Annotated in this window: 12 protein-coding genes; 4 read left to right on the top strand and 8 right to left on the bottom strand. The window is 75.7% G+C overall.

From position 1 onward, the window contains the following. Nucleotides 1-80: 80 nt before the first annotated feature. The gene (locus HCN52_RS14500; protein WP_209314537.1) at nt 81-1841 is read right to left on the bottom strand and encodes a lipopolysaccharide biosynthesis protein; all 1761 of its coding nucleotides are present in this window, start codon (nt 1839-1841) and stop codon (nt 81-83) included. Then, nucleotides 1838-3124 carry a glycosyltransferase gene (locus HCN52_RS14495; protein ID WP_245175151.1) on the bottom strand — a complete coding sequence of 429 codons (1287 nt, stop codon included), beginning with the start codon at nt 3122-3124 and terminating at the stop codon, nt 1838-1840. Before HCN52_RS14495 ends, HCN52_RS14500 begins: the two co-directional genes overlap by 4 nt. 399 nt (nt 3125-3523) lie before the next feature. Between HCN52_RS14495 and HCN52_RS14490 the strand changes: the two genes are divergently transcribed. Continuing rightward, nucleotides 3524-3988 carry an FAD synthase family protein gene (locus HCN52_RS14490; RefSeq protein WP_168088869.1) on the top strand — a complete coding sequence of 155 codons (465 nt, stop codon included), beginning with the start codon at nt 3524-3526 and terminating at the stop codon, nt 3986-3988. Here HCN52_RS14490 and HCN52_RS14485 read toward each other — a convergent pair. Next, nucleotides 3966-4808 (bottom strand): CDP-alcohol phosphatidyltransferase family protein, encoded by an 843-nt coding sequence (locus HCN52_RS14485; RefSeq protein ID WP_168088868.1) that lies wholly within the window; start codon nt 4806-4808, stop codon nt 3966-3968. The genes HCN52_RS14490 and HCN52_RS14485 overlap by 23 nt on opposite strands. Nucleotides 4809-4966: 158 nt before the next feature. Here HCN52_RS14485 and HCN52_RS14480 point away from each other — a divergent pair, with 158 nt between their 5' ends. Then, a complete protein-coding gene (locus HCN52_RS14480) occupies nt 4967-5926 on the top strand; it encodes an SCO2278 family lipoprotein (protein WP_168088867.1) in 960 nt (319 codons plus the stop codon). Nucleotides 5927-6025: 99 nt separating this feature from the next. Here HCN52_RS14480 and HCN52_RS14475 read toward each other — a convergent pair whose 3' ends face one another. Continuing rightward, a complete protein-coding gene (locus tag HCN52_RS14475; RefSeq protein WP_168088866.1) occupies nt 6026-6748 on the bottom strand; it encodes a bifunctional DNA primase/polymerase in 723 nt (240 codons plus the stop codon). Nucleotides 6749-7106: 358 nt separating this feature from the next. Continuing rightward, nucleotides 7107-7751, bottom strand: coding sequence for a TetR/AcrR family transcriptional regulator (locus tag HCN52_RS14470; RefSeq protein ID WP_168088865.1), 645 nt, complete (start codon nt 7749-7751; stop codon nt 7107-7109). A gap of 440 nt (nt 7752-8191) precedes the next feature. On the opposite strand from HCN52_RS14470, the gene ddaH reads away from it, so the two are divergent. Beyond that, nucleotides 8192-9013, top strand: a complete 822-nt coding sequence (gene ddaH, locus HCN52_RS14465) for a dimethylargininase (protein ID WP_338315575.1) — start codon at nt 8192-8194, stop codon at nt 9011-9013. Nucleotides 9014-9065: 52 nt separating this feature from the next. On the opposite strand, the gene HCN52_RS14460 is transcribed toward ddaH, so the two are convergent. After that, entirely contained in the window at nt 9066-10124 is a 1059-nt protein-coding gene (locus HCN52_RS14460) for a small ribosomal subunit Rsm22 family protein (protein WP_312876700.1), read from the bottom strand. Nucleotides 10125-10402: 278 nt separating this feature from the next. Here HCN52_RS14460 and HCN52_RS14455 point away from each other — a divergent pair, with 278 nt between their 5' ends. Then, nucleotides 10403-10978 (top strand): DUF4291 domain-containing protein, encoded by a 576-nt coding sequence (locus HCN52_RS14455; RefSeq protein WP_312876701.1) that lies wholly within the window; start codon nt 10403-10405, stop codon nt 10976-10978. 66 nt (nt 10979-11044) lie between these two features. Here the strand turns inward: HCN52_RS14455 and HCN52_RS14450 are convergent, their stop codons facing one another. Both HCN52_RS14450 and HCN52_RS14445 read right to left on the bottom strand, forming a co-directional pair. Continuing rightward, the gene (locus HCN52_RS14450; protein ID WP_168088864.1) at nt 11045-12223 is read right to left on the bottom strand and encodes a serine hydrolase domain-containing protein; all 1179 of its coding nucleotides are present in this window, start codon (nt 12221-12223) and stop codon (nt 11045-11047) included. Next, a complete protein-coding gene (locus tag HCN52_RS14445; protein WP_168088863.1) occupies nt 12190-13515 on the bottom strand; it encodes a multidrug effflux MFS transporter in 1326 nt (441 codons plus the stop codon). The genes HCN52_RS14450 and HCN52_RS14445 overlap by 34 nt, the downstream gene beginning before the upstream one ends. Nucleotides 13516-13964: the final 449 nt, after the last annotated feature.

Genomic DNA, 13964 nt, shown 5'->3' with positions numbered 1-13964 from the left:
GCCCGTGGCCGCCCCGCCGCGGAGCCCGTCGGCGGGCGGCAGCTCGGGCGGGCGACCCGGAGGGCGGGCCGGCGGAGCGGTCAGTCACGCGCGCCGCGGCCGTCGAACTCGTCGGGGTCCAGTATCCGCAGCCCCATCGTCTCGGAGCCGACGTCCCGGTGCGGGACGGGGACCCGTCCCTCGCCGGCGGGCCGGCCGGCGGCGGGCCGCTGCCGGGGTGTGACCCGACCGGCGCGGGGCCGGGGCTCGGCCTCCCACTCGTCCTCGTGGAAGTCCTCCTCGGCCTCCTCCTGCCGGTCGCTGCCGCTCCCCCAGGAGTGCAGCACCGCGCCGAGCAGCGCTCCGCCGGCGCCGACCACCAGCTCCCGGACCCGGGCGAGGTCGTCGCGGCGCACCTCGTGCGGGTCGCAGACGACCAGGACGCCGTCGACCCGGTCCACCAGGGCGATCGCGTCGGCGTAGGAGAGGACGGCGGGCGCCAGGACGGTGACGACCGCGCCGCGGGTGTCGGCGTGGCCGATGAGGTGGCTGGCCGGCGGGGAGGTGAGCGCCCGGGGGACGTTGCGGACCCGGCGGCCGGGCACCAGGTCGAAGACGCCGGACTCGCCGGCGTCGATCGGCACCCGCAGCCCGGCGGGCCAACCGCCGTCGCTGCCGGGGGTGGAGACCCAGCCGGGGCGCACGCCGTCCGCGTGGCGCAGCTGGTCGGTGAGGCTGGGTGTCCGCAGGTCGGCCTCGATGAGGAGGGCGTCCATGCCCATCTCGGCGAAGGCCGCGGAGAGGTTGACCGAGGTGACCAGCGGGGTCTCGATGGTGCCGCGCGGGGCGACGACCAGCAGCCTGCGGCGTCCGGCGAACGCCTCGTCGTAGGCGAGGCGGAACGCGACCGACCGGTACTCCTCCGCCAGCCGCCCCTCGGCGAGGAGCTGGCCGGGCGCGGGGCGGTCGGTGCGGGGCAGCACACCGAGCACCGGCGCCCGGAGCTCGCGGGCGACGTCCCCGGCGGACCGGACCCGGGGGTCGAAGACCAGCCGGATCCAGGCGGCGAGCAGGCCGATGCCGACGCCGACGGCGGTGCCCAGGACCAGCAGCATCACCAGCCCCGGACCCGACGGCGCTTCGGGTACGGCGGCCCGGGTGATGACCCGGCCGCCGGAGGTGTCCAGCGACCGCAGCTCGCTGACGCGCGCGTCGATCTCACCGAGGCGCGCCACCACCGCGGCCCGGGAGGCGAGGGCCTCCTCGTGGGCGCGGGTGCCGTCGACGGCGCCGCTGATCAGGTCCTCGGTCTCCTCCAGTCGCTCCTCTTGCGCGGTGCGCTGCTCCTGGAGCGCGCCCACCATGGAGTCGACGAGGTCCTGGGCGGCGGCCTGGCGGTTGCCCAGGTAGGCGCGGACGAAAGCGTTGGCGCGGCCGGCGGCGGTCTGCGGCTCGGTGGCGGTGTAGGAGAACCGCAGCACCTCGGTGTTGGGCGGGTTGGTGACCTGGAGGTCCTCCTTGAGGTCGTCCGCCTCGTCCTCGGGCCGGCCGAGTTCGGTCGCCGCGAGCTGGGCGACGGTGTCGCTGACGGCGGTGCGGCGCTCGGACCCCATGGCGACGCGGTCGAGCGAGGTGCCGTCGAACGGGTCGCTGGCCGGCGCGCGGACCACGATCTCACTGGTCGCGATGTAGGTGTCGCTGGTGGCCACGCCGAGGTAGCCGCCGCCGAGGGTGCCGAGGAGCACGCCCGCGGCGATCAGCAGCCGGTAGCGCAGTAACTGCCGGAACTGGTCGCGCAGCAGGTCGGGTTCGTCGTGGCCGGGGCCGCCGCGGACCTCCTCGCGCGCCGTGGCCTCTTTCACGACGGGTTTCCCTTCCTGCCGTTCGGCCGTGCCGGCCCCGGCTGTGCGCCGGGCGCCCGCAGCACGGGGCGGCCGGCGGTGGCACGGTGCTCGCTGATGGCCTCGTCGAGGAGCGCGGAGATCCGGCCGAGGCCGGCCTCGCGTCCCAGGTGCGCCCGAGCGTAGTCGAAGCCGCGGGCGCCGAGTGCGGTGGCGACCGCCGGATCCTCGGCCAACTCGGCGGCCGCGGCGGCCAGTGCGGCCGGGTCCTCGGGCGGCACCAGCCAGCCGGCGTCGGATCGGCGCACCTCCTGCGCGGTGCCCCCGTCCGGCGCGACGGAGGCGATGACGGGCCGGGCCGCCATGAAGTAGCTGGTGAGCTTGGAGGGGACGCTCATGTCGAGGACGGACGCCCGCTGGGTGACGACCAGCCCGTCGGCGGCGGCGAGCACATCGGTGAAGTCGCCGCTGTCGGCGGGCGGCAGGAACTGGACGTTGGGCAGGCCGGCCGCCAGGGCGGTCAGGTGGGCACGTCGGCTGCCGTCGCCCATCAGCGCCACGTGCAGCGCGGGGTGGAGGCGCGCGGCCTCCACCAGCACCTCCAGCCCCTGCTTCAGCCCCATGTTCCCGGCGTGCAGCAGCACGGTGCGCCCCGTCCAGCCGAGACGTTCGCGGGTCTCCTCACGGGTGTCGCCCGCGGGCGCGACGTGCGACCAGTTGGGCACCAGCCGGACCTTGTGGTCGGGGACGCCCAGGGCGTGGACCCGTTCGCGGAACGTCTCGTGGATGATGCCGACCAGCGCGGCGGCGCGCAGTACCCGGCCCTCCAGCGCGGCGGCCGCCCCGGCGACGCGCCCGCCGCCGGTGATGCCGCTCTGCGCGGCGGCGGCGCCCATGAGGTCCTGCACGACGGGGACGAACGGCACGGCGTGGCGACGGGCGATGCGCGCGGCGAGGACGCCGCCGGCGAGGCTCGGCATCTGCGCCAGGACGGCGTCGGGGCGCCCCATGCGGGGCGGGGCGACCAGGCCGTGGGTGAGGATCGACGCCTCGTAGAGCGCGCGCCGGACGGCGGTCTGACGGCGCGGCACGGTGTGGCGGCGGCGGTGCACCAGCACGCCCGACCGCTCGTCGGTGGCACGCCAGCGGCCGCGGTAGGAGGGGTCGGGGCGCCAGGAGGGGTAGTGGGGTATCCCTGCCAGGACGTGGACCTCGGCGCCCCGGTCCGCGGCCCAGTGCTCGGCGACCTGGGTGGCGTAGGGGCCGATCCCCGCCTGCTCCGGGGCGTAGTTGGTGGAGACCAGCAGCAGACGCTCGCGGTCGCCGCGTCGGGACTCGGGCTCGGTGACGGGCACGGTGTAGACGGGCTGCGGGCGGTGGCCGGGCTCGCCACCCATCGGCGGATCGACGAAAGTGTCGCGCAACGTCAAACTCCTCCCCCGGGCTCTGCCTCCCCTGACAGCGCTCCGTGCTCAGACTATCCGCAGAACCCCACGGCGTGTCAGCGTTCTGGGGAGTGCCTGCCCGGGTATGCTGCGCGCCGATCAATCCCGGCCGTACCGCGCCGGTTCCCCCACCGGTTGGCGCGATCCCCCGGTGCGTCCGCCCCGCAGCGGCTATCGTCGGCCCCCGAGAGCGAACTGGCGCGGCGCCGGACCGGGGGACGGCGGGCCGCCGCGCCGCGATGACCGGGGGGTCACGGCATGTCGCACACCGTCGGCTACGCGCCCGGGGTCTACGACCTCTTCCACATCGGGCACCTCAACATCCTCCGGCACGCCCGCGCCCGCTGCGACCACCTGGTGGCGGGGGTCGTCTCCGACGAGACGGCGACCGGCATGAAGGGACGGCCACCGGTGATCCCGCTGGTGGAGCGGTTGGAGATCGTCCGGTCAATCCGCTTCGTCGACGCCGCCTTCGTCGACACCTCCCACGACAAGCTGGAGATGTGGCGGCGCGTGCGGTTCGACGTGATCTTCAAGGGCGACGACTGGCGCGGCACCCCCAAGGGCGAGCGGCTGGAGGCGGCGATGGCGTCCGTCGGCGTCGAGGTCGTCTACTTCCCCTACACCGTGCACACCTCCAGCACGCAGCTGCGCGGCGCCCTCGACGCCCTCGCGGCCCCGGCACCCGGCGGGGCGGAGGTCATCCGCTCCGCGGAGAGCTGACCCGCTCCGCGTCGCGGGCGGCCCCCGCCCCGGCCGGTCCGCTCCGCCCGTCCAGCAGAGCGGGCGTCGGCCGACTCGGCGCATCGGCCAGTTCCCGGTACCACTTGGCGAGAAACCCCCCCAGCAGCAGCACCGCCGCCAGGGCCAGCACGGTGTAGCCGACCCGGAAGGCCGCCTGAAGCCCCAGCAGCAGGAAGACCAGGCAGACCACCCCGTAGTCCACCGGGAGGAGGGCCACCGCGCGGACCGTCGAGGGCTGCGGCGCGGGCGCCCCCGGCAGGGGACGGGGCTTCAGCTTCTCCGTCAGCAGACCCCCGCAGTAGGTGGTGACCGCCGCCAACTGGAAGACCAGCGGCACCAGCAGCCACGCCGCGTGGGGCGGTTCGGCGAACCGGTACCAGGAGACGAGGACGGCGGAGTGCAGTGCGGTGATCTTCACGCAGTCCACGACATGGTCCAGCCACTCACCGGCAGGCCCGGACACCCCGCGCAGCCGGGCCAGTTGGCCGTCGGCGGAGTCCAGCGCGTACCCGGCGACCAGCAACGCCCAGACGCCGAACCCCAGCCCGACGGACGGCGGCACCAGCGCGATCAGCGCGATGCCGGCGAAGCTGAGGGCCGCGCTGGCCAGCGTCACCTGGTCGGGCCCCAGCCCGGCCCGGTACGCCGCGGCGGCGAGCAGCCTGCCCAGGGGGCGGTTGACGTGGCGGGAGTAGAGCGAGACGCCCTTGGCGGACTTCTGCGCCGTGCGCAACCGCACCAGCGCCTCCCGGAAACCGACCGGGGCCGGGCCCCCGTCGGGCTCCGACGGAACCTTCATCACGTACCCCCTGGCAGGTCGTCGGCGCGGCGTGCGGCATCATCCCATGCGGGAGTTGTCCGCGGGGCGCCGTTCCGATGCGGTGGCCGAAGCGCGTTCCGGACCGGCAGCGGCCGGCCGCGCCCGCGGCACACGAGGTGACGGGGAGGGGCCCCACCATGCGGGTGCGAGGACGGCTGACGGCTGCCCTGACGGGGCTGGCGGTGACGATGTCCCTGGCGGGCTGCGTGACGGTGCGCGGCGAGGAGGCGGTGCTCCCGTCCACCACGGAGGAGGAGGCGGCCGAGGCGCTGGAGCGGTACGCGGAGATCAAGAACGAGGTCAACCCCACCTACGACGCCGAACTGAACGCGACGGCGGACGCCGGGGCCCTGGCCGCCATCAACTCGGCCGGCCATCGGGCGCGCGGCGCGGTCCACCCGGAGGGCAACCCCGGCTACGTGCCGATGGCGTTCGAGGACCCGGAGTTCCACATTCCGCGGCAGGCCGGCTGGCCGAAGCACTTCGTGGTCGACACCGCCACCAACCGCGGTGACGACCGCTGGCTCATGGTCTTCACCCGCGACGCGGTGACCGAGGACTGGCGCGCGGCCTACCTGCTGACCTTCGACGCCGACGAGGTGCCGCGGTTCACCCGCGACGAGGAGGGCTGGGCGCAGGCGGTGGCCGAGGACGAGGCCGAGGGGCTCGCGATGAGCCCGGCGGAGCTGGCCGAGGGGTACGTGGCCTACCTGGCGGAGGGCGAGGGCCCCTACGAGGACGGCCCGCTCACCTCCGGCGAGCGCGAACGCCGCGAGGAGGCCGGTAACGAGGCCGCCTACGTCGTGCAGTACCAGGACAGCACCGGCGGCCGGGCGCACTCGGTGCCCTTCGGGCTGCGCACCGAGGACGGCGCGGTGGTGTTCTTCTCCTCCGAGCACCACGAGAAGCAGACCTGGGCCGAGGGCGAGACGCCGGTGGTCGACGAGTACGTCGAGGCGCTGCTGGAGGGCGACGCCTCGCGGTCGGTCACCACCCGGCGGATGAGCGTGCAGGCCGCGCTGCTGCCGGAGCTGGAGGGCGAGGGCGTCGAGGTGGTCTCACGGGTCTTCGGGGTGGTCTCCGCCTCCGGGGAGTGACCCCGGCGCGACACGCGTCCCGGGACGGCGACCGGCGCGGCGCGACGGCGGGAAGCCGGGTGCGGGGAGGGCCGTGGCGGGGAGCCGGGCGGCGCGGTCTCAGCGGCCGTACCAGCCGACCGGCTCATCGCGCGCGACGCCGTCCGCCTCCTCCTCGGCGAGCAGGACGGCACCGGCGTCGGTGAGGGCCTCGAGCAACTTCAGCGGCTCCGGCAGCGAGTGCTCGGGGCCGCGCAGCCAACGCACACCGCCCCCGCCGGGAACGCGCGAGGGCGGCAGCAGCACGTAGCTGGCGCGGCAGTGCCAGCGCAGCCCCGGGTGCTCGTCCAGGGTCTCGGGGTGGCAGTCCAGCTCGCACGGCCACCACTCCTCCTCGTCGTCCGGCGCGCGGGTCTTGGTGAAGAACAGCATCCGGTCGGGGTCCACGACGGCGACCGGTCCGAGCTCCACCCCCTCGGCCTCCAGCCGCGCCAGCGCCGCCTCGCCCGCGGCGAGCGGCACGTCGAGCACGTCGTGCACGCGGCCGGTCGGGGTGATGACGTTGGTGGCGGGGTCGGCGTCGAACCAGCGGCCGATCCGCTCGGGGTCGGTGGTCGCCTCGGTCTGCCAGGCGAACGAGACGGGGTGGCGGCCCGGCGTGGGACAGCCGATGCGTTCGCACGAGCAGCCGTAGTCCTGCGGGTGGGCGGCGCGAGCGAGCGGGAAACCCGCCGCGGCGGCGAGCAGGAGTTCGTCACGGCGTCGTGCGACGGCGGCGTCGGCGGCGGCCGCGCCCCTCGCGCCGCGTCGCAACCAGCGGGGCATCCTGCTCTCGCGTTCCATGAGCGTGGTACCGCCTCACTTCGTCCGAGGGCCGCCCGCCTGGAGCGGGGGGTGGCGACTGGGGCCATCCTGCACTGTGTGGCTGGGGAATGCGTAATCGGACCGGCCCGAAGGCCGGATGACGTACGTCACCCGCCGTCACCACCGACTGCCCGGCGGGCCGTCCCGTACACCGGAACGTCGACCCGGCCCGCAGCGGCGGGCCCGACGGCTCCGCTCGCAGCTCCCGCCGCGGGCCGGACGGCCGGTCGCGGAGCCGTCGGGGACCGGCGGAATCCGGCCGCCGCGTGCCCGACCGGCGGAGGTGGCCCGCGCGCGGGCCGCCTCCGCCCACAGAACACGCCGTCAGAGCACGCCCTCAGCCCCGGGGGCGCAACCCGGCGAGGACGGTGTCCACCAGTGCGTCGGTGAAGTCGTGGTCCAGCGGCCCCCGCCGGGCCAACCACCGCTGGAAGAACGGGCCGGTCAGCATCTCGGCCGCCAGCCGCAGGTCGACGTCCTCCCGGAGCTGGCCGGCGTCCCGCGCGGCGCGGAGGCGGGTGATGTACACCTCGATGCCGCCGCCGGCGAGCCGGGCGTCGAACTCGCGGGAGAGGTCGGCGTCCTGCGCGCCGGCGATCGCGAGGGCCCGGTAGGGCGCCTCGAACGCCGGGTCGGAGAACTCGTCAGCGGTGGCGCGGAGCACCGCCCGCAGGTCGGCGGCGAGGTCGCCGGTGTCCGGGATCGCGGGCTCCGCCCCGGGCTCGCCCCCGTTCTCGGTGAAGGCGTCGAGAAGCACGGCCGCCTTGGAGGGCCACCAGCGGTAGATGGTCTGCTTGCCGACACCGGCGCGTGCCGCGATGGCCTCGATCGTCAGCCGTGCGTACCCCACCTCGCCGACCAGTTGGAGGCTGGCGCCCAGGATCGCGGCCCGGGAACGGGCGTTGCGGCGGCTGGGGTCCGGCGGCCGCCGGGCGCCGGTTCCGGACGCGGGAGGCTGGTCGGGGTCGGGGCGCTGGCTCATGACGGCAGTCTAGCGAGACGCCACGTCTTGACGAGACGCTACGTCTCGCCTCGCTCTGGAACTGCCATTCGGGGAGTCGCCGGCCCCCTTTGGGGAACGCCGGGCCCCGCCCCACGGGAGACAAGGAGTCCGCGATGAGCAAGCACCGCGTCGGATCGACGCCGGGCCTGGGGGCACCCGCAGCAACCTCTCCGAGGGGGCGCTCCTTCGGAAGGCCGCTCCGCCGAACGCCCCGGCCGGCGATCCGCAGCAGCGGCTCGCGCGTGCGCCGCTGCGGCGGCTGCGGCGGCTGCGGCGGCTGCGGCGGCTGCGGCGGCTGCGGCGGCTGCGCGAGAAGAAGTGACACCTTCCGGCGGCAACTCCGCGGAACTCCGGCTCCTCACGACCAACGCTGTGCACACTGGGCACACCGCACAGCCGGTCGTCGTGAGGAGCCCTCCTTGTACTCACCCCGCCGCTATCTGATGTGCCCGCCCGAGCACTTCCGGGTCACCTACGCCATCAACCCGTGGATGGACCCGGCCACCCCCGTGGACCTGCCGCTCGCCGTCACCCAGTGGCAGGCGCTGCGGGACCGCTACCGCGCCCTCGGCCACACGGTCGACGAACTGGACCCGCACCCCGACCTGCCCGACCTCGTCTACGCCGCCAACGGCGCCACCGTCATCGACGGCCGCGTGCTGGGCGCCCGGTTCGCCCACCCCGAACGCCGCCCGGAGGCCGCGCTCCACCGCGAGTGGCACCTGCGCAGCAGCGGCGCGGCTGCCCCCGTCTACTTCCGCGAGCCCGAACACGTCAACGAGGGCGAGGGGGACTTCGCGGTGACGGCGGGGTTCCTGCTCGCGGGGCGCGGTTTCCGCAGCTCCCCGCTGTCGCACGCCGAGGCGCAGGAGTTCTTCGGCCGGCCCGTCATCGGACTGGACCTGGTCGATCCGCGGTTCTACCACCTCGACACGGCGCTGTGCGTGCTCGACGACAGCCGCGACGACGCCGTCATGTACTACCCCGAGGCGTTCTCACCGGGCAGCCGCACCGTGCTGGCCCGGCTGTTCCCGGACGCGGTGCTGGCCGAGGAGCCCGACGCGCTGGCGCTCGGCCTCAACGCCGTCTCCGACGGGCACCACGTCCTGCTGCCCCGCGAGGCGGGCGGGCTCTTCGGGCCGCTGCGGGAGCGCGGGTACGATCCGGTGGCCGTGGAGTTGGGGGAACTCCTCAAGGGCGGGGGCAGCGTGAAGTGCTGCACCGGGGAGCTGCGGAGCTGACCCACGGCATGGCACGGCACGACACGGCGCATGGCGGCGCCGGGCGCACGGTTCACTCCGGCACGCCGTCGTCGCCGGCGGCGGGACCGCCCGGAACGGCGGGAGCGGTAGGGGCGGCGGGGTCGCTCGCCGGGGGCCAGCTGTCGCCCCACTCCGCGTCCCGCGCCGCGCGGTAGGCGTCCTTGGTCCGCTTGGTGACGGTGGCCCGGCGCACCTCGCCCGCGGGCTCGCAGACGTCCAACAGGACCTGGCCCTTGCGCTGCTGCGGCCGTCTGACGATGCGCCCGGGAGCCGCACCGGGCGTGTCCCAACCGGCGGGCACGGCGGCGACGTAGCTGAACTTCTCGTCCTCGTAGGGAAGTTCGCCACCCTTCACGCGGCGGTGCAGCGAGGAGCGCGAGACCCGCGCCGCGAAGTGGCACCAGTCTGCGCCCGGTTCGAGCGGGCAGGTGCCGCTGTGCGGGCAGGGCGCGAGCACCCGCATCCCCGCGTCGGTCAGCCGGTCCCGGGCGCGCCGCATCCGGAGGTAGCCGTCGGGCGTCCCGGGCTCCACCAGCACCACCGCCCCACCCGTCGCGGCGGCGGCGTCCACCACGGCGTCGCGGCTCTCCTCGGTCAACTCGTTGAGCACGTAGGAGATCGTCACCAGCTCCGCTCCGGGCAGTTCCAGCCCCGGGCCGATGCGCTCCTTCTCCCAGCCGGCCACCCGCGGTCCGGCGCCGGTGTCGGCCAGCTCGCGGCCCAGTTCCAGCGCGGGGCCCGCCCAGTCCAGCACGGTGACGCGGCGCTCGCCCGGCCAGACTCCCGCGACCGCCCACACCGCGGCACCGGTGCCGCCGCCGACGTCCAGCTGGCTCGCGGGCGACCAGCCCGGCAGCCGGGCGGCAAACTCACCGAGGGCCGCGGAGACCGCGCTGGTGGTCGCGGGCATGCGGTAGGCGGCGTAGGCGACCGCGTCGGCGCGGTCCCGCAGGATCGGGGCGCCGGTCGGCGTACGGCCCCGGTAGTGCGTCATCAGCCGCTCGACGGCGCCGCTCAGCTGCCGCGGGGGCAGGCCGTCGAGCAGGGCGTCGAGGGCGCTCCGCAGCCGGTCGCCGGTGGTCGTGGTCACCCGGAGATCCTAGTGGGACGGGGCGGGCGGCCGGGGTCAGGGCGGAGACGCCGGGCAGAGGCGGGGGCGGGCGAAGGGTCGGGGCGGATGATTCGGGGCGGGCGGAAAAGCGGGGGCGGTGCGCCGGACCCCGGCGCTACCGTGGCGCCCCTGCGGGGGCAGGCCCCGCCGGAGGGGGGCACGCGGTGGCGGAGCAATCGCTGGACGGCGCCGAGGGCGCCGTTGCTGCCACGACGGGGCGGACCGACGACGCGCGGACCGGGCGGCCGCGCCACGAGATCCGGGCCCTGCACACCGGGACCACCGTCACCGTCTACCAGGCGTACTCCCCCGCGATCGGCGGCCCGGCGGCGCGCGACGGCCGGTTCCCGGACACGTGGCGGCGCGAGCGGATGACCTGGGTCAAGCCCTCGTTCCTGTGGATGATGTACCGCTCCGGGTGGGGCACCAAGCAGGACCAGGAGACCGTGCTCGCCGTCGAGATCGACCGCGCCGGGCTGGAGTGGGCGCTGCGCAACGCGGTCCTCTCCCACTACACCTCGACGCTGCACGCCGACCGTCCCGCGTGGCGGCGCGCGCTGCGGCAGGCCCCGGCGCGGGTGCAGTGGGACCCCGAGCGGGACCTCGCCCTGCGGCCGCTGCCGTACCGCTCGCTCCAGCTGGGACTGGCGGGCGAGGCTGCGGCCCGGTACGCCGACGCGTGGATCGTCTCCCTCAGGGACGTCACGCCGCTCGCCCACCGGGTGCGGGAGCTGGTACGGGCCGGTGACACCGCCGCGGCGGCCGGACTGCTGCCGCCGGAGACGCCGCTGTCCCTCCCGGCCGGGACGCTCGACCGGCTGGTCCCGGGCTGATCCGGTCCGCCCGGGGAACGGCGGCGAGGCGCCGCGGTCAGGACGGCCGGTCTCCGGACGCGCCGGTCAGGCCCCTGCGGCGTGCGGCCCGCGCGGGGAGCCGTCCAGCGCCCGCGCCAGCAGCGTGGCCGCCGCCGCGCGCGGGGTGCTGTCGGCCGGAGCGGGGCGGACGGGGTGCACGGTGGTGGCCAGCAGCACCAGGAAGCCCCCGGACCGGCGGTCCAGCACCAGCGAGGTGCCGGTGAACCCGGTGTGGCCTGCCGCGCCTGCGCCGGCCAGGGCGCCCATGAAGGAGGGCTGGTCGACGGCGAACCCGAGGCCGGGCGCGGTCAGCATCAGGTCGACGGAGTCCGGCCGGAGCACCGGGCCGCCGCCGGCGAGGAGCGCCCGGCACAGCCGGGCGAGGTCGTCGGCGGTGGCGAAGAGTCCGGCGTGCCCGGCGACACCGCCGAGCGCGGCGGCGTTCTCGTCGTGCACCTCGCCGCGCAGCATCCCCCGGTCCGCCTTGGCCCAGGGCCGCCACTGGTCCTCCGTGGCCGCCACCCGCGCCGCGGGGACCGGCCCGAACCGGGTGTCGGCCATGGCGAGCGGCCCGGTCACCTCCTCGCGGAGCAGCGCGTCCAGTGGCCGGCCGGTCACCCGCTCCAGCAGCAGGTGCAGGGTCAGCAGATTGAGGTCGGAGTAGCGACGGGTGGTTCCCGGGGCGTCCAGCGGCGCCTCGGCCCACAGCCGCTCGGGCCAGCCGCCCTCGTGGAAGGGCAGTTCGGGCCGGAGCCCGGAGGTGTGGGTGAGGAGGTGCCGGACGGTGACCGCGTCCTTGCCGGCCGCGCCGAACTCGGGGAGGTGGTCGCGTACCGGGTCCTCGACGCCGATGCGGCCGCGTTCGAGCTGCTGCACGGTGGCGATCGCGGTGAAGAGCTTCGTCACCGACGCCAGGTCGAAGAGGGTCTCGGGCGTGACCGGTGCGCGGTCGGCGAGCGGCAGCTCCCGGTCGTGCGCGGCCCAGCGCGCCGCCCAGCCGGCGGCGTGGCGCACCAGCGTGCGGTCCCGGTGCCCGGCGAGCAGCACCGCGCCGCCGCACCAGGCGCGGCCACCGGCGGTGCCGGGGGCCGCGTCCCGTGGGAGCGCCTCGGTCAACCGGACCAGCTCCCGGAGCGGGTCGCCGCCCGTCGCCCCCGAGGCGCCGCCCGCCGGAGCCGCCGCCTCGTCGTTCACGCCGCCGTCGGCGTCCTGCCCGTCTGCCATGGCCTGCACAGTACGACAAACGCCAGCGCGGCGAGGACGACACAGCTGAGCTGCACGACCGCCATGGGGACGGCGGTGTGCTCGCCGGCGATGCCGACCAGCGGCGAGGCGACGGCGCCGATGAAGAACTGCGAGGCGCCCAGCAGCGCCGAGGCGGAACCGGCGGCGTGCGGAGTCAGGGTGAGCGCCTGCGAGTTGGCGTTGGGGAGCACCAGCGCCATGGCCGCCATCAGCACGAACAACCCGACCGAGACCGGCACCAGCCCGGCATCGCCGAACGCTCCGGCGGTGACCAGCAGCAGCGCCACCGCGGCGATGGTGATGATCACCAGGCCGACGGCCATGACCCTGTTGAGGGAGACCCGCCCGACCAGGATCTTGCCGTTGATCTGGCTGACGGCGACCAGGCCGATCGAGTTGATCATGAAGAGCAGGCTGAAGGTCTGGGGCGAGCCGCCGTAGATCTCCTGCACCACGAACGGCGAGGCGGCGACGTAGGCGAACAGCGTCGCGAAGGTCAGCGCGCCCGCCAGCAGGTACCCGGTGAAGACCCGGTCGCGGAAGAGGCCGCCCATGGTGCGCAGCGCCGGACCGACGCCCCCGCTGTGCCGCTGCTCGCGCGGGAGGGTCTCCGGCAGCCACCGGGCGACGATGAGGACCAGGATCAGGCCGAGGACGGCGAGGACGACGAACAGGCCGCGCCAGTTGGTGACGCGCAGCATCTGCCCGCCGAGCACGGGGGCCATGATCGGCGCGACGCCGGAGATCAGCAGCAGCGTCGAGAAGAAGCGGGCCATCGCCACGCCCTCGTAGAGGTCGCGGACGACGGCGCGGGCGATGACGATGCCGGCGGCACCCGCGAGCCCTTGGAGCAGGCGGAAGGCGGTGAGTGCCTCGATGCCGGGCGCGAGCGCGCACGCGGCGGAGGCGACGACGTAGCAGACCATGCCGACGATGAGGGGGCGGCGCCGACCGAGCTGGTCGCTCATCGGCCCGATGATCAGCTGGCCGAGCGCCAGGCCGAGCAGGCAGGTGGTGAGGGTCAGCTGGACGCTGGAGGCCGAGGTGCCGAGGACGTTGCCGACCTCGGGGAGCGCCGGCAGGTACAGGTCCATCGACAGCGCCGGCAGCGCGGAGAGGCTGCCGAGGATGAGGGTGACGACCATCCCGGCCCGCAGCTTCGGCGAGACGGGGGCGGGCGCGAGGGTGGGGGGATGTTCGGGTGCGATGACCGGGGGGACCCCGGACGGCGTCATGGTGTCGGTGGGGGCCGCCTGTTCGGACTGGGACATGCACTCTCCGTCGTATCGCTCTGAACGGCCCAATCATCCCATCTCTGGGGGTGCGCCGGGAGCGCGCCTCGTCGTCCCGGAACCCCCTCGAGACCCGCCTCGGAGCGCTCGGCGGGCCACGCCGCGCACGGTCCCCGACGGACGCGAACCACCCCGTCCGGGCGTCAGTCGCCCCTGGCAGCAGCGGTGATGAGGCGTCCGGCGCGACCCCGCAACGCCGGAGACCCCCGCGCGTTCCGGGGCTCCCGGAGCCTGCCGGCGCCCCCGACGGCGGGCGGCCCCGCGTGACCGATCCCACAGCCCGAGGGGACCCCGGATGTCCGACGGGCCACCGCGCGGCGACCGCACGACCACGGCCGACCGGCGAGCCACGGCCGGCGGGCCGGTCCTCGGGCGACGGTCCGGGCATCGACCGGCCGAACCGGGCCCGGACCGACCCCGCCGAGGCG

This window comes from Streptomyces bohaiensis, from assembly GCF_012033785.1.
In the GTDB taxonomy this organism is placed as follows: domain Bacteria; phylum Actinomycetota; class Actinomycetes; order Streptomycetales; family Streptomycetaceae; genus Streptomyces; species Streptomyces bohaiensis.
The sequence above is the reverse complement of the archived record's forward strand: the minus strand, read 5'-3'. Positions and strand labels throughout refer to the sequence as shown.